At 36.3% G+C, this 16,348-nt stretch carries 18 protein-coding genes; 10 read left to right on the top strand and 8 right to left on the bottom strand.

The features are described 5' to 3' along the window. Positions 1–24 precede the first annotated feature (24 nt). The 10 genes from KJR31_RS07320 to KJR31_RS07275 all read left to right on the top strand — a co-directional run bounded on the left by KJR31_RS07320 (position 25) and on the right by KJR31_RS07275 (position 8,355). The gene (locus KJR31_RS07320; RefSeq protein ID WP_214262742.1) at positions 25–903 is read left to right on the top strand and encodes a LysR family transcriptional regulator; all 879 of its coding nucleotides are present in this window, start codon (positions 25–27) and stop codon (positions 901–903) included. 574 nt (positions 904–1,477) lie between these two features. Beyond that, a complete protein-coding gene (locus KJR31_RS07315; protein ID WP_214262741.1) occupies positions 1,478–1,873 on the top strand; it encodes a hypothetical protein in 396 nt (131 codons plus the stop codon). Between the two features lie 79 nt (positions 1,874–1,952). Next, on the top strand, positions 1,953–2,819 hold the full coding sequence (locus KJR31_RS07310) for a hypothetical protein (protein WP_214262740.1): 867 nt from the start codon (positions 1,953–1,955) through the stop codon (positions 2,817–2,819). Positions 2,820–2,831: 12 nt separating this feature from the next. Continuing rightward, entirely contained in the window at positions 2,832–3,302 is a 471-nt protein-coding gene (locus KJR31_RS07305; protein ID WP_049479783.1) for a hypothetical protein, read from the top strand. A 74-nt stretch (positions 3,303–3,376) separates the two neighbouring features. Further along, the gene (locus KJR31_RS07300; RefSeq protein ID WP_214262739.1) at positions 3,377–4,696 is read left to right on the top strand and encodes an FtsK/SpoIIIE domain-containing protein; all 1,320 of its coding nucleotides are present in this window, start codon (positions 3,377–3,379) and stop codon (positions 4,694–4,696) included. 95 nt (positions 4,697–4,791) lie between these two features. Continuing rightward, complete coding sequence (locus tag KJR31_RS07295) at positions 4,792–5,106, top strand: hypothetical protein (RefSeq protein ID WP_214262738.1); 315 nt, start codon at positions 4,792–4,794, stop codon at positions 5,104–5,106. Between the two features lie 16 nt (positions 5,107–5,122). After that, a complete protein-coding gene (locus KJR31_RS07290; protein WP_214262737.1) occupies positions 5,123–5,854 on the top strand; it encodes a metallophosphoesterase in 732 nt (243 codons plus the stop codon). Positions 5,855–6,021: 167 nt separating this feature from the next. Further along, positions 6,022–6,816 carry a rolling circle replication-associated protein gene (locus KJR31_RS07285; protein WP_214262736.1) on the top strand — a complete coding sequence of 265 codons (795 nt, stop codon included), beginning with the start codon at positions 6,022–6,024 and terminating at the stop codon, positions 6,814–6,816. Positions 6,817–6,823: 7 nt separating this feature from the next. Continuing rightward, positions 6,824–7,093, top strand: a complete 270-nt coding sequence (locus tag KJR31_RS07280) for a helix-turn-helix domain-containing protein (protein ID WP_214262735.1) — start codon at positions 6,824–6,826, stop codon at positions 7,091–7,093. A gap of 41 nt (positions 7,094–7,134) precedes the next feature. Then, complete coding sequence (locus tag KJR31_RS07275; RefSeq protein ID WP_214262734.1) at positions 7,135–8,355, top strand: site-specific integrase; 1,221 nt, start codon at positions 7,135–7,137, stop codon at positions 8,353–8,355. A gap of 107 nt (positions 8,356–8,462) precedes the next feature. Here the strand turns inward: KJR31_RS07275 and rpsI are convergent, their stop codons facing one another. The 8 genes from rpsI to pbp2b all read right to left on the bottom strand — a co-directional run bounded on the left by rpsI (position 8,463) and on the right by pbp2b (position 16,200). Continuing rightward, positions 8,463–8,855 carry a 30S ribosomal protein S9 gene (rpsI, locus tag KJR31_RS07270; protein ID WP_000075969.1) on the bottom strand — a complete coding sequence of 131 codons (393 nt, stop codon included), beginning with the start codon at positions 8,853–8,855 and terminating at the stop codon, positions 8,463–8,465. Between the two features lie 18 nt (positions 8,856–8,873). Next, positions 8,874–9,320: a 50S ribosomal protein L13 gene (rplM, locus tag KJR31_RS07265; protein WP_061418105.1), complete on the bottom strand. Its 447-nt coding sequence runs from the start codon at positions 9,318–9,320 to the stop codon at positions 8,874–8,876. Between the two features lie 160 nt (positions 9,321–9,480). Further along, the gene (locus tag KJR31_RS07260) at positions 9,481–10,188 is read right to left on the bottom strand and encodes a YwaF family protein (protein ID WP_214262733.1); all 708 of its coding nucleotides are present in this window, start codon (positions 10,186–10,188) and stop codon (positions 9,481–9,483) included. A 127-nt stretch (positions 10,189–10,315) separates the two neighbouring features. Next, complete coding sequence (locus tag KJR31_RS07255) at positions 10,316–10,927, bottom strand: NUDIX hydrolase (RefSeq protein ID WP_214262732.1); 612 nt, start codon at positions 10,925–10,927, stop codon at positions 10,316–10,318. Then, positions 10,914–12,287, bottom strand: a complete 1,374-nt coding sequence (locus tag KJR31_RS07250) for a UDP-N-acetylmuramoyl-tripeptide--D-alanyl-D-alanine ligase (protein WP_214262731.1) — start codon at positions 12,285–12,287, stop codon at positions 10,914–10,916. Before KJR31_RS07250 ends, KJR31_RS07255 begins: the two co-directional genes overlap by 14 nt. A 53-nt stretch (positions 12,288–12,340) precedes the next feature. After that, the gene (locus KJR31_RS07245; protein ID WP_214262730.1) at positions 12,341–13,384 is read right to left on the bottom strand and encodes a D-alanine--D-alanine ligase; all 1,044 of its coding nucleotides are present in this window, start codon (positions 13,382–13,384) and stop codon (positions 12,341–12,343) included. Between the two features lie 166 nt (positions 13,385–13,550). Then, the gene (recR, locus tag KJR31_RS07240) at positions 13,551–14,147 is read right to left on the bottom strand and encodes a recombination mediator RecR (protein WP_000966747.1); all 597 of its coding nucleotides are present in this window, start codon (positions 14,145–14,147) and stop codon (positions 13,551–13,553) included. A 10-nt stretch (positions 14,148–14,157) separates the two neighbouring features. Next, positions 14,158–16,200, bottom strand: coding sequence for a penicillin-binding protein PBP2B (gene pbp2b / locus KJR31_RS07235; RefSeq protein WP_284444678.1), 2,043 nt, complete (start codon positions 16,198–16,200; stop codon positions 14,158–14,160). Positions 16,201–16,348 lie beyond the last annotated feature (148 nt).

Below are 16,348 nucleotides of genomic sequence, written 5' to 3'. Positions count from 1 at the left end.
TCCAACTAATGAAAGTGAGCCCATATGAATTTAAAAGATCTACAATATTTTTATGACCTCTGCCAGCTTCAATCCTATACGGAAGTAGCAAAACAACACAAAGTCAGCCAGCCTTCTATTTCTTATGCCATCAAGCGCTTAGAGGAATCCTTTAATTGCAAATTGATTCACCACGATCCCTCGCATCGTTCCTTCAAACTAACTCCCCAAGGACAAATCCTTCTAAAGCATACAGAACAGATCTTACCTGAGATCAGTTCTGCTCACAAAGAAATTAATCGCTCCTTGGCACATTACTCCACTGTCGGATTCCCTCCTATTATCATTCAGTATCTCTTTGCTGCCTTGAAGGGAAAAGATAAATTCGATTTTTTAAAAAAGGTACGCCCTATCCGCGGTGGTTCCGTGGAATTATTAAATCTTCTCCTCAAGGGAGACCTTGATGCAAGCCTACTCGGTTTGATTGAACCACTAAATCATCCTTCAATAGATACGCATGAACTCTTTCAAAAAGAACTATATGTCGTTTTATCTAAGAACCATCCTCTTGCTACTGCTTCTTCCCTCACTTTTGAAGAATTAGTAGATCAATCCTTTATACTTTTAGACGAACACTTTGTTCACCTGAAGGCTTTTGAACTACTTAATCAAAAGTATCAAAACAAGGCAGAAATATTCTTTAAGAGTGACGACATTGTCATCATTAAAGAACTTTTAAAGAAAGGAATTGGCCTTAGTTTACTAGCTGATATCGCACTTTCTGATGAAGATAATGATTTAATAAAAATCCCTCTAATCCCGGAGGACCAGATCACATTTACAGTTTATTATGCTTATCTCAAATCAGCTACACCGTCATCAGAAGTAGAGTCCTTATTTAATCTGATTAAATCATATGAATAGCAAAAAAACTCTAACTATCAACTACCTGATAGCTAGAGTTTTTTACATTGTAGATATTAAACTAACATAAAGAGAAATAAGGAATTATCGATTAATCTTTTCATTTACCTAATACCCTTCAACGAGATTTCTAATTATCAATCCAAAAAATGTCAAAAAAAGAACACCCCGAAAGGTGCTCTTTGTAAGTATAGTAATTCTTTCGAATTAACGTTTACTAAATTGTGAAGCTTTACGAGCTTTCTTAAGACCTGGTTTGGCTAACTGTTAAAATAAAGTGTCGCAAATAGTTATAAACAAGGACTTTTTTACGTTCAATTATCAATTAAATTTTATCTATTTTTAAATAATTTCATTTAAATTGGGCAAATTTTTTTATCAAATAAAAAAATACGAGTCAGATATCTCAGAAATTTGCCCTAACTAGTGAAATCAACCAGTACTAGTTATACATCACTATTGAAAAAATTTTTGCTAAAAAACTTACAAAAATCCTTGACTTTATTTTCAAATAAGATTACAATGAAAGTATAGTTGTAGTTAGACAAATTATTTTTTCAAAGAGAGGTTACTTATGGAAATTTCTACCTACTCAGATTTTCTTCAAGAGAAAACTGCTTTGACTTTTGAAGATGCACATAAGATTTATAATGAACTAATTAGTTCATTTGACATAAAAGATCCAATTTTTCTCGATGACTGGACAATGTTGATTGAGTTAGCTGCAGAGTATACTGAGATTCGTGTCAAATCAGCAACAGTATCAAAAGAAAAACAAGATAAGCATGGAACTCTTAGAACCTCTGCTCATAATGCTTTCATCATACAATTGAATGCACTAAAAAGCGAAATCGAATCTACAGGAGGAAATACTAGCTGGTTTGATAAAATTACAGAAGATCGACAACGCCAGGGAGATTTCGCCAATTATTTAGCATACATTTACGCTGTAAGCACTAGATCATCATAAAGTAAAAAATACTCTTCAAACAATCGCTTAAGATTCTCAAAATTAAATATTACCGTAATAAAACTGAAAGGAAAAACTTATGGAACATCAAGAAGTTATTGATTGGTTGAAATATTGTGACGAAAATAATATCAAACCATGGGAATGGGATTTTAAAAATTGTTATTCTGATAAACTAACATCAGATAGTATAACAAACTTTTTAAAATATAGAAATAATGAACTTACTAATCCTACTATTTTTCGAGTAACAGACAGGATTGGTGAATCTGCCGACTGCGATAAGGAAGCATTCTATCTATATAAACTTTTGGGATGGCAAGAGTCACAATATAGTATCATTAGAGGAGAAACTATAAATTCTTTTTCAACTACTTTTACTAAAGCTATTGTGAAAAGTTCAAATCGTGATCAAGTATATAAAGAAATTGGTATTAACCCTAAAGAATATCTAAATAAACAATACACAATTTTATACTATAATGAGAATTACCAAAAATTTGATATTATGAGTCAAAATAAAGATAATTTTGAAAAATTTGCAGAATTGACTCATACAATTGGAAATTTCACTGTTTTACCTAACTGGATGAATTGCGGCCGAGGCATGTGCCTATATGACTACTGGGACATTACTTTAATGTCACTTCAAGAATTTTTAAATATTTTATCTCCTGAAGCATGGCCAAACTTCATAAAGAGGTACTATCTTCAACCATATGTTAATAGCGATTATAACGTAGATTTATTTTGGGATAATCATGATGACAAGCTCTTACCTAAAGAAACAGATTTTCCAATTTTCCTCAAAAAAGTCAATGAGCGAATTGAAGAACGAGGTAAATTTATTATTAAACAAATCTGTGATCAATTAGATCAAAAAGATTTCAATTTCTATAAAGAAATTGAAAATATGGATACAATAAAATTTTCTAACGAATTTTAAAAAGGAGGATTTATGGTCAGAGTATATAAAAGTGTTCGTCTTGCATATGAAGCTAAAGTGTGGATAGACGAGCTTATTCAAAATAAAGAACGTAAAATCAAAGAACTAAATCAAAATAATTTTCTAAGTACACTAGAACAAACACTTCTATCAAATCATTACGATGAATTAAATGGTGTATCTTTCAATATTGTTTTGAAAGCTTCTATTGGAAGCGTAATTGAAGAAGCATATAGAAACACAAAACATTACTCCATTGACAAATGGCAAAAACTACGTCAAGAAATGGAAAAAGATATCAAAAATGTCAATCCTAGTCTAGAAACATCAGTAACCCCTAGACTCTATTTAGATGAAAATGTTCTAAATGGTCTTGATGAATTTCGATATCATTTAATGAAAGAAGATGGCGCTACTAGATTACCAAGACTTAGCTACATCATTAAACTTGTTGTATATTCCTATTGGAAGACACAACAATAACCTAAGCAAAACCTGCTTAGGTTCCTTATACAAAGTATTGTATAGTTGTTTTACTACTTATTCGGAGGTTGCTTATGTTTAAATTAAAAAAAGAAGCTGACTTAAAAAGAAATTATTTTATTACAAGTTCACGTTTAAAATTGTTACATCTCATAATAATTGTCTTTTCTATCTTTATTTTATTAAGTTTAATAGTAAGTATTAGAGCTCCTGCTTTTATTCAAATCTTATATATTGCCTTTGGTATTCTAGCAATCTATAAAATAAATAATACATTAAAACATTTTAGATACAATCTAGACTTTGATTTGATTATTAGAGAAAGCTTGCTATTTGTTTTATATACAAATCATCTCTACACTTCAGAAAAGGATAATTCAGGTTATGAAAAAATTATTAGGAGTGCTATTTTAAAATATGAATTAGATAATCAAAACGGTCGTATTATTATTAAAGCGCTTATCAGAGGTGACGAATTTAGTAAAAAGGTTCAAACACTTGATGATGTATTAGCTGGAGTTCTCGAACTTGAACTAGAAGAAAAAATTACTCATCCTAATATTGTGGAATATCACTTTTATTACAAGAAACCTGATAGACTAATATTATCACCCCACAGTCATAAAAAAGAGATAGATAATCTTGATATAGACTTAGGATATGATATAACTTATAATCCTATAAAATGCCCTCATATTTTAGTTTCAGGTGGTACAGGTAGTGGAAAATCTATATTCATATCTTTCTTAATTATTGAACTTCTTAAGAGAAACTCAACACTATATATTGCAGATCCCAAGAATAGTGATTTAGGTAGTTTATCTCATTATTTAAGCGATAAATATGTAGCTACAACTCCCAATAATATTGCTCGTATTGTACGTTTGGTAGTCGAACAAATGCAGGAACGATATCAAGCCATGCGTGATAACTTTAAATACGGTTCAAATTTTGCCGACCATGGTTTTAAACCAGTATGGCTTATATTTGATGAAATGGGAGCATTTCAAGCTTCAGCAACAGATAAAAAATCTAAAGAAGTTATTACCGAAGTAATGGACGGTATCAAACAAATTATCCTACTAGGACGACAAGCAGGTGTATTTATTCTTATATCTGCCCAACAAATGAGAGCTGAAACTCTAAATACTGATCTTAGAGATAATTTAGGACTGAGAATAGCTTTAGGAGCAAACTCAATAGAGGGATACCGTATGGTATTTGGCACGGCTACACCTGATAAGTTAAAATCTATTGATGAAAAAGGAGCAGGATATCTTTATATGCAGGGATCAGGGAAAGAAAAGGCACAATATTGGGAAAGTCCTTATCTTGATACAACACAATTCGATTTTATAAAAGAACTACAATTATATATAACAAAGTTAAAATAATTTCAATAGAAATTTTTGCTTAAATTCAATAGATTTTCAGTAAAAATTTCTATTCCTCATCGCTTAAGCGATGACAAAAAGAAACGAGGTATTATATGAAAATTAACGATTTTCTCAAACCAGAATTATTAGGAAATAAATTCGTGGCAGTAAAAGGATATACAGAAGTTTTGGACCGAGAAACAAACAAACCTGTAGCACTACGTCTTAATGTATCAATTCAAGATGAAAATTCTGATTTCTTTATGGAAATGATCCAGATAAAAGTCAATACGTTATCTCCTACAGCTACCCCTCAGTTATTGTCGGACAAAAAAACATGTCCTGTTAAATTATCGAATTTAACAGTTGGACAATTTAATGGAAATTTATGGTTTTCTTGTAACGATGTAGTTCCTATTTCTAAATAATTTGGTGATACTATTTATGGCTAAACTTTTTGCAATATCTGATATACACGGTTACTTTGATGAGTTCATAAGCGCTCTCAGTACAGTAGATCTATCTGATAAAAATAACCGTCTTATTCTAATCGGAGACTATATTGACAATGGACTTCAATCTTTTCAAGTCATTTCTAAAATAATTGAACTTGAAAAGCTTTATCCAAAACAAATTATTACGCTTTTGGGAAATCATGAAGAATGGTTTTATGATTGGTTGATTTTAAATAAGCCTACTGCTTCTGCATTTCCAGAAACAATAAAGAGTTTCTTCACTCTAGAGGAATTGGACTATATTTTAAAATCGAATCCTAACAACTTTGAAACAGGTGTTAGAGATGAAATTAAAAATAATATCAAATTCATCCCATTCATAAACTGGTTAAAAAAACGATATAAGGATAAACGATATTATGAAACTGATACTCAAATTTATGTTCATGCTGGTATTGATGAAGAAGCTGGCAAGCTTTGGAAAGAGCTAACGAGTCCTGAAATATTTACAAATAAATTTCCTATTACCACTGGTGGTTTTTTAAAAGATATTATTTCCGGTCATGTTGCTTCTTGGGAAGTAGCTAAAAATAAAACTTACCAAGGTAAAATTTACTTTGATAGTAAAAATCATTACTTCATTGACGGTGATGTAAATCATAGCAAAACAATACCTGTTCTTTGCTATGATACAATTACCAAGAAATATCACTTTCTATAACTTTTAATCATGCGCTCTTAGGCAAAACTGCCGACTGGAGGTCGGCAAGCTGGAAGCGTGTTTAGTGGAGCGATGCCTAGAAACACATGATAGAAGCACTGAGGAGCTTTGCTCCTCCTAGTTTATTTATTATATAAGCAAACATTACGAGAAAAGGAGATGATTTTGTGAGTTATAATCGCAAAATTATCCGAACTTCTTCATACCTTGAAATATGGGAATACGAATCTCCAATTTTTTCAAATGATACTACTCAAATTGATGAAGAACACATTTCACTTAAAGAAAAAAAGAAACGTAGAACTTTTGAGGAACTCACAACTGCTGAACAAGATGAACGAATAAAAAGAATTTCTAATACTCGTAAAAATTCTAAATGGAAACTTCAACGCCTAATAGATACAAATTTTGATGAAAGAACTAGTTTCCTTACCCTTACCACTAAAGAAAATATACAAAACAGATCTGAATTTAATTTACTTTTTGATAAATTTATTAAACGTTTAAACTATAACATATACCATTCCAAAAAAAGACTTATTAAATATATTGCAGTATTAGAACGACAAAAAAGGGGAGCGTGGCATGCACACATTCTCCTTTTTTCTTTTCCATTTATCCCTCATAAAGAATTATTGACAATTTGGGGATTAGGTGCAGTTCGGATAAACAAACTAAATAGCTTAGATGATTCTTCTAATGCTGGCCGTTATGTTGCAAAATACATGGAAAAAGGCATAGGACAGGAATTATTAGAGAGTCTAGGAAAAAAGGCTTTTTATTCTTCTCGTAATTTACAAAAGCCTGAAGAGATAAAATTTTTTACAAGTGAATCTTTAGATGACCTTGTTAAAAATGAAGATATCCTATTTGAAAGCAACTATATTAGCAAAGTATTCCGTAATGGACACTTAATTGATAATAAAGTCAAATACAAAAAAATAAAGTTAAGTAAGGAGTAACGAAGAAATGCAAGTCATTCTACCAACAGAACAAGTTCAAGAAATACAGTCGATGATTACTAAACTCTTGCAACATGAGATTTCTCATTTCAAAGAAGATTTGGGACTGGATAGCCCTTATCTCAACAAAATACAAACTTGTCAATATCTAGGTATTTCTAACAACACATTAGATGGCTGGATACAAAAAGGTCTTCCCGTTATTAAAATTGGTAAGACTGTCCGATTCAATAAAACTGAGATTGATAAATGGCTTTGTAGAAAAGCTATGCTATAATATCTCTAATGATATATCCTGGCTCGTAAAAGGAGAACATCATGGCTGTTACAAAAACAAATAGTAACACTTACAATCTTAAAGTGTATATACCTAAAGAAATCCGATCTAAAATGGGGATTAAAGGGAATCACTTTGTTAAACGATATAAAACAAGAAAGGAGGCTAAAGAAACTGAACTAGAGATTTTAACTAAGATACATCAACTTGAAAGTGGTGAAGATATACCACTTTCTAAAAACAGTGATATTCTATTCTCTGAGTTCTTTAATAATATTTGGTGGGATTCATACAAAGCTGGTCAAACAACTTCAACAACTAAGCCTCCAACTCAAGTTACTATTGATAATACTGAAACTGTTTTTAAAAAGCATATCTTACCAATGTTCGGCAATTATTCAATCAATTTTCTAAATCAGAATAAGCAAGTCGTCCTAAACTTAATGACTGCTAAAGCTGAAGAGTATGCTAATTTCAAGGTTATTCGAAGCTATGTAAACTCAATTTTCGATTGGGCTGAAGAATTAGAGTATATAGAATCAAATCGATTATCCAAGACAATTAAACGAATTAAAGACACCAAAAAGCTAAAACTCCAAGAAGCTAAAAATGAGGAAGACCTGTATCTGTCTAGTGAAGATTTACAAGACTGGTTTGATGCTTTTAGAGAAGATTTGGAGAACGATAAATTATCACTGAAAGATTATGTTCTATTCTTTACAACCTTTATTCTGAGCGATAGAAAATCAGAATCCTATGCTCTACATTGGAAAAATATAGACTTGGAAAATGCTCAAATTGACTTAAGACATGCACTTGATAAATACAAGAATGTAAAGTCAACAAAAGGAAATAAGAAAACAATTTTTTCAATTCCTAGTTACCTTGTATCACTTCTTTCAGAATGGAAAAAACAACAGAAATACGAGTTAGCGAAATTTGGCATAATGCAAACGCCTGATCAACTGGTCTTTACCTATATAGATACGAAAGGTAATGTAAATAGCCCTCTACATGTTGATTATCTCAATAACAAAATGAACTCCGTAAAAAGGCGACACCCAAAGTTAAAACACGCTACACCGCATAAATTGCGACATACAGGAGCGACACTTGCTAAGAAAGCTGGCATGAGCTTAGAAGCTATCTCAGAAGCATTAACCCATAGTGATACGATTACAACCAAGACTTATGTCAATACTTCAAATATTGTTCCCCTATCTGCTGGACATGTCGCCTATCAACACATTAAAAATGAATAGTGCAAATTTAGGGCAAATTTTAGGGCAAATTCTCGTAGAAAGCATAGAAAAAAGCACCCATAGGGCAAACCTGTGAGTGCTTTGAAACGTTGATATAATCGTATTGATTAACGTTTTGAGAATTGTGATGCTTTACGAGCTTTCTTAAGACCTGGTTTCTTACGTTCAACTTTACGTGAGTCACGTGTAAGAAGTCCTGCGCGTTTCAATGAATCGCGGAAGTCTGGGTCTACTTGAAGAAGGGCACGAGCGATACCGTGACGGATAGCTCCTGCTTGACCAGCGTATCCACCACCTACAACGTTAACGAAAACGTCGTATGAACCTACAGTTGAAGTAACTGCAAATGGTTGGTTGATGACCAAACGAAGGTCAGCGTGTGGGATGTACTCTTCAACATCTTTTTTGTTAACAGTGATTTTACCAGTTCCTGGAACAAGGCGAACGCGTGCAACAGCGTTTTTACGACGTCCAGTACCTGCATATTGTGCTTGTGACATACTTTATTGTTCCTTTCCTTAGATAAGTCCTGAAATATCAAGAACTTCTGGTTGTTGTGCAGCGTGAGTGTGCTCAGCTCCAACGAATACTTTCAATTTCATACCTTGAGCGCGGCCAAGAGTATTGTGTGGAAGCATACCTTTAACTGATTTCTCGATCAAACGAACTGCATTTTTAGAACGAAGTTCACCAGCAGAGATTTGTTTCAATCCGCCTGGGTGGTTTGAGTGAGTGTAGTAGATCTTATCAGATGCTTTTTTACCAGTCAATTTAACTTTTTCAGCATTGATAACGATTACGAAGTCACCTGTATCAGTGTGTGGTGTGAATGTTGGTTTGTTTTTTCCGCGAAGCACGCTAGCAACAACTGCTGAAAGGCGTCCAAGAGGTACATCAGTTGCGTCAACAACGTACCATTTGCGTTCTACTTGGCCTGGTTTAGCCATGAATGTAGTTTTGTTCATGATTTCTCCTATTATGAATATCGTTTTTGTTTACAGGGCGGATGTTCCGGTCCGCAAGTTATTTGAAAGGTTCCGGGGCCTTACAAATGGGGTAAACAATACCGCCTACTATTGTATCAAAATTCTCAGATAAAAGTCAAGCGGTTGGGAAAATATTTTTTCATTTTTGCCAGATTCGTAGTCTTCTTTCACCCTTCTCCTCAAGCATGGTCTGAAACGCCTTAGAAACTAAGTAAATAGCGCAAGTCAAGAACAGCGTAACCACTATATAATTGATCAAAGGACCGTGGTCTCCAACCAATGGTGGTTTTGTCAAAAAGCCATAATCTCCACCCGTCATTAGATTAACCACAAAGATCAGCGCATTAAGCGAAGATGTGATGACTAGGATTCGTTTGAAATCCAATAAACTAGCATCATAGTCCTTTAAAAGATAAATCAAGGAATTTCCAAAGAGGGCTAAATGTCCGAAAATAAAAGACAGAATAGCGATGTGGGGGAAGGGATAGGGATCTGGCACTGGATAAACAAAGGCTGCCAATGTCCCAAAGGTTCCAAGCACAGAAAAGTACTGTTTGACTCTAGAGACTCCCGGGGTCAAAAGCACTACAAACATTGCTAAACGGCAATGATAAAAGGGCAGACTTTCTGTCAGAGGCATCTGGTTGACCAAATACCAACCGTAGAGAAGAATTAATTGAGTGGCCTGTAAAATCTGGAAAAATCGCTGGCAGATTGTATTGTTTCTATAGCGATAAGCTAAAAAAACAGTCACTGCCAATAATGTAAATAGACTTGCGTACCAAGTAAATCCAAATTGGGGTGGCTCCGTCGGCTGGGTGGTAAATAAAGCATCCCAAACATTCATATAATTTTCCTCATTTTCATATAAGCTAGCGATTTTGATTGTTCACTAGGAACTCTGCTGCCAGCTTATTTCACTTTCTTATTTTTTATGTAACAGAAGCTAGCTTCCTTAAGATAAGGCAACGCTTCTAATCGACATATTGTTCCCGCTCCCCCTGATAGACCTGCCATAGAATTTCCATTTGTTTCTTGGTTATTCGTTTTTCAGATAGGGGAGGCAGATTCTCAATATCAAAAAATCCTAGTTCTGCAACTTCTTGATTTTCTTGAAAGTGTCCATCTAATAACTGACAGGCAAAGACGAACTTGGCATACTGTTTGTTCTGAAGTTGAAAGCGATTGGTATCAAAAACCGCTAATAAAGAGCCTACTTCTGCAGAAAAGCCTGTTTCTTCCTGAACTTCTTTTCGGATATTTTCCTTAGGAGAATATCCTACTTCACCAAAGCCACCAGGCAATGCCCAAGTATCCTCTCCTTGTCCTCTAACCAGGCAAATCTTCTGATTTTGAACAATCCATGCCCTTACATCCATCAAGGGAGTTGCATAGCTACCTGTTGGTTTTAAAATTGCAGTCAATTCCTCTTGACCGAGCTCTGTTTGATCCTGCAAGACACTCCATAAAATCTGACGTAAATCCTCATAACGTTCACGGTCATAAGGATCCTTGGAATAGGTCAACCCAGTATCAGTGATAGCTAACATTCTCTGAATAGCTTTGGCGAAATCAGTTGTGCTCATTTTCTAGGCTTTCTACTAGCTTGGCTAGATTCATAGAGTTCGAACCTTTAAGCAGAATCTGGTCATGTGCGCCAAGACTTTCCTTGACCTGTTTAAGCATAGCTTCAAACTGGTCTTCATCAGCTGTTTTCTTGAAATAATAAACATGACCGATTGGGAACATTTGACTGGCTAATTGAGCTAGGTCAGCGATATCTTCACCGTAGAAAATAACGGTATCAAGGACATCTGGGGAAAGGCTCAAAATCATTTGATTATGGAGTTGAACAGACTGGTCTCCAAGTTCTTTCATATCCGCCAGAACTGCTATTTTCTTACCACCTTCATTAGCTGGGATAGCAGAGAAAGTTTCTAAAATCAACTTCATAGCTGTTGGGTTGGCATTGTAGACATCTGATAAGATATCTGCACCGTTGACAGCCTTTTTCCACTCGGTACGATTTCGGGTCAACTCTAGATTTTGGAAGGCTTGACCTATCTGCTCCTCAGTCACTCCTTCTTGCAGGGCAACATAAGATGCAATCATAGCATTGGTCGCATTGTACTTACCAGTTACTGGTAAATCAAGGGCCTGCTCCAAGAAATTAGCCTTGAAAGTCAAGCTACCCTTACGCTCGATCAAGTCTGTAATTTCGAGTTCTGCACCTGGACCAAAGCGAACCACCTTTTTATCAGTAGGTAGATAATCCTCTACAATGGGATCAGATGGCGCCAAGAGCAAGGCACCTTTCTCCATACCATCAGCGATTTGCAATTTCCCTTTGGCAATCTCTGAACGGTCCTTAAAGAAGGCCAAATGTGCCTCTCCGACCAGAGTCACAATAGCTGTCTTTGGACGAGCTAGTTCAGACAAGAGATGAATATCTCCCAAGTGATCCTGTCCCATCTCCAAGACCAATTTCTCAGTGTCATCCGGCATATGGAGAACTGTATAAGGTAGTCCAATTTCGTTATTGTAATTCCCTTGCGTTTTGTAGGTTTTGTAGCTTGTAGAAAGCAAATGAGCCAACATATCCTTGGTCGTTGTCTTCCCATTTGAACCTGTAACAGCAAAGACATCTACTCCTGTCTTTTGAAGGTAATAAGCTGCAAGAGCTTGAAAGGCTGTCAGAACATCATCCACTAAAATGTAAGGATAATCTGCCACTTCCTTTTCTGACAAGGTTAGAGCTGCGCCATTTTCAAAAGCCGTCTCAATAAAGTCATGACCATCACGCGCTCCCTTTAGTGGCACAAATAAATCCCCAGATCCAATCAAGCGACTATCAAACTCAGCCTTGACTAGCGGGCTATCCGCATATCCTGTCACATCATTTTTTGCATCGACGGCACGCGCAACTTCGTGAATCGTAAGTTTCATGTTTACTCCTTTAAAAAGGGGCAAGGAGTCCTTCCTCGCCCTTATGTCTGTCTTTACAATAGGTGCGCTTCACGCTTGTCAAAACTTTCCTTAGCAAGATCAACTAAACGTTCAATTAATTCTGGATAAGAAATTCCCATATTGTCCCAAAGTAAGGGATACATAGACCATTGGGTGAATCCTGGCATAGTGTTGAGCTCGTTTAGGAAAACTTCTCCCTTATCTGTATAGAAAAAGTCACAACGTGAGAGACCAAGTCCACCAATAGCACGGAAGGCAGTTTCGGCATTCTTGCGCATTACCGATACCACATCATCGCTAATCTTAGCTGGGATGTCCATCGTAATCTTGTTATCGATGTATTTAGCTTCGTAGTCATAGAAGGCTACATCCTTGACAACTTCACCAGGAAGCGTACTCTTGACATCATAGTTTCCTAAGAGGCCAACTTCGATTTCACGTGCATTGACTCCTTGCTCTACCAAGACACGACTATCGTACTTGAAGGCAAGCTCTAAAGCTTGATGGAGTTCTTCTTTATTTTCAGACTTAGAAATACCGACACTAGATCCCATATTGGATGGTTTAGTAAAGACTGGATAGGTTAATTTTTCTTCAACTTCAGCAATCTTAGAAGTCAAGTCATCCCCTTCAACAATCGCTACGTAAGGAACTTGGGCAATCCCAGCAGACTCCAAAACACGCTTAGTTGTGATTTTATCCATAGCAAGGCTTGAAGATAGGATGTTGCAACCGACATAAGGCATTTTCAAGACTTCTAAGAAACCTTGAACGGAACCGTCTTCTCCCATAGGTCCATGAAGAACTGGAAAAACAACCGCTCCTTCTTCGTAGATGGCACTTGGAGCAATTTTCTTGTCCCAATCAATCGTTTCATTGGTCATGAGACGTTCATCTTGTCCAGGAGTTTGGGTAAATTCTTGGGTTTTGATGAAATCACCGGACTGGCTGATAAAGAAGGTTTTGACTGCGAAACGATCATAGTTGACCGCACGCATGACACTCTCAGCTGACAATACAGACACTTCACGTTCTGCACTGCGTCCACCATATAATAAAATAATTGTTTGTTTCATATGATTGTCCTATTTCTACTAGAATACTTGCTCTTTAGTATATCACATTTGTCTCTTTTTTTAAACTTGAATAGCAAAAAAGAGACTAGATTAAAAACAAATCCAGTCTCTATGTTTCTTAAAATCTTATCTACTAGCTAATTGCTTCTATCATTAATCTTACAGACTAGAGTTCTGTACGATTTTCGATAGCTCTTAAGAGCGTTACTTCGTCCGCATATTCGATATCAGCTCCGACTGCTAGACCTCGCGCTAGACGAGTAACCTTGATCCCTGCGGGTTTGAGAAGTCGAGAGATATACATGGAAGTCGCCTCACCATCAGCAGTTGCATTAGTGGCTACGATGACCTCTGAAACCTCGCTATCCATGAGGCGCGTCATGAGACTTTTGAGATTGATGTCATCTGGGCTAATCCCATTCATAGGGGAAATCAAGCCGTGCAAGACATGGTAAAGTCCGTGGTATTCTTGGATATTTTCCATGGCAGCGACATCACGACTATCCTCAAGGACCAGAATCGTTGACTGATCTCGGCTAGGATCGGTACAGATAGAACAAGGATCATCATCTGTCAAACGCCCACAAATAGAGCAATAGGTCAATTCTCGCTTGGCTGCAAGGAGATTTTTTGCAAATTCATTGACGTCGTCATCCGACATCCCAATGGTATAAAAGGCCAGTCGGGTTGCTGTCTTAATCCCGATCCCTGGAAGTTTAGAATAACTGTCAATCAGCTTAGCTATAGGTGTTGGGTAAAGCATGGCTTCCTTTCTAATTCATTGGATGGTGTTGGTTGTATAGATTGATAATGTCGCGAGCAATTGCTGGCCCAACATTTTTGGTTAAATTGGTATTATGAGGAAAGACTACTGCAACTGCAATTTGAGGATTTTCTGTTGGAGCATAGGCCACAGCATTGGTATTATTAGCTTCTTGACCACCAGCTACATAGCTTTCAGCTGTACCGGTCTTACCACTGATAGAAACAGTAGCGCCATCTGAAAACGCCCGTCCTGTCGTAAGGGGACTAGTTCCATGCGATACTTGGTAAAATCCTTGGTGCAAGATTGCCATATCTGATTCAGAAATATTGACCTTGTTGATTTCCTTGGTATCTATTGCTTGGATCAATTCCCCAAGGCCACCCTTATCATTGTTGTCGTATATTCCCTCGACAATATGTGGAGCTAGACGAACACCATTGTTAGCAATCGTTGCAACGTACTGGGCTAATTGCATCGGTGTGTAGTTATCAAACTGGCCAAAAGCATTAGTTAAATAATTAGCCAAGTCAAATTTTTGGGGGATAAATCCTGTTGATTCCTCGGGCAAGTCAATACCTGTAGAAGCACCCAAACCATACTCACTAAAAGTCGCGCGTAGTTTTCCCATGGCAGACTCAAGTTGGTTGGTTTTGACTGTCATCTCTGGTTGATAGGTCTGACCCATCATTCCTAACGCAGTTTGAACCATGTAGGCATTAGATGAATATTCTAGAGCCTCAACGGCTGTAACCGGAAAGGAACCGTAATAAGGGGTATACCAGGAATTGATAGGGGCAGAACCTTGGAAGACGATTGGTTGGTCTGTCAAGGTTTGGTTGCCTGACAAGACCCCATTTTCCCAACCAGAACTGATGGTGGCTGCCTTAACGACAGACCCTGGTACAAAAACATTGGTCACTGTTCCTAGCGAGTCTGGTGTCAATTCACCAGTCTCCAGATTATGCTTCATTCCTGACATGGCTAATACAGCACCTGTCTTAGGATTAAGGGCTACTGCATAAACACCTTCTGAGTATTTAGCACCACCATTTGCAAGTTCAGAATTAAAATAACTCTTCAAGAGACTGTCCACGCTATCTTGGAAGGCCAAATCAATGGTTAATTTGATGTTTTTTCCCTTGCTACCTTCTTCTATATTCTCTACGCTCTCCATGTCTCCATGCTTGTCCAAATGGATTTCCTTGACGGTCCGTTTCCCTTGCAAGACTTCTTCGTATTGTTTTTCAAGATAGGAAGTCCCGACGCGGTCATTGAGCGAGTAACCTTTTTTCAAATACGCATCCACTTCTTCTGCTGGAAGACCTGATTTTTCACTAGAAACAGTTCCGACAATAGATGAAAGAGAAGTTTCTAAGACCTTTCGATCCCATGAGGTAGAGATAGAAATACCTGGCAATTCCTTTGAAGCAGAAGCAATTACAGCTACCTGTGTATCACTCAAAGGATCTGTTTGAATATTTCCTGTAGCAAAATTTCCTACTGAATTGAGTTGGCTAAAGAGGTAGATTGCCTTCTTTTCATCCTCGGAATAGTCCATCTGATTAGCTGCAATACTATTAGCAGCGTTGTTATAGAGTTCAGATTCAGAAAGTTGATTGCCATCTGAATCATACCGTTTATCTTTTGGAAGAGCTTCAACTGTTTTCTTATAAGCTTCGGCATCCGCCAAGTAGTAGTCTGCCATTTGTCGGTCCGTCAACTCTGGAGAAGTGACTGTGACATAAGTCAACAATTTTTTAGAAATATCCTTCAAATCAGCCGCAGTCATCTTGTTACTTCGTGTGAATGAAACAACTTGTTTAACGGTGTTTTGGACTAAAGGTTTTCCTGTTGCATCATAAATTTCTCCACGAGCGGAACCCATGGTTACTCGAGTTTGGCTAGCAGAAGCTAGTTTATTTTCATAAAAATCCTTATGAAGAACTTGCATATAAAGCAAACGGCCAATAATTGTTAAAAAAAGCAAAATGACGATTGCAAATAACAAATTAAGCCGTATCGGTATCGAGTGGCTATTGAATTTTCTCATACACATCAATCTCATTTCTAATCAAAATCACACTCTTCATTGTACCATAATTTAATCCGAAAATTATGGAAAAAGAAAAGACTTTTCCTTTTTGGTCCAAAAATTATTTTCTATGATATAATGGAGGTAAGCGCTATTTTATTTGTTA

It is taken from the genome of Streptococcus infantis (assembly GCF_018499575.1).
Classification (GTDB): Bacteria; Bacillota; Bacilli; order Lactobacillales; family Streptococcaceae; genus Streptococcus; species Streptococcus infantis_K.
Note: the sequence above shows the minus strand (reverse complement) of the source record. Positions and strands in the feature narration are given on the sequence as shown.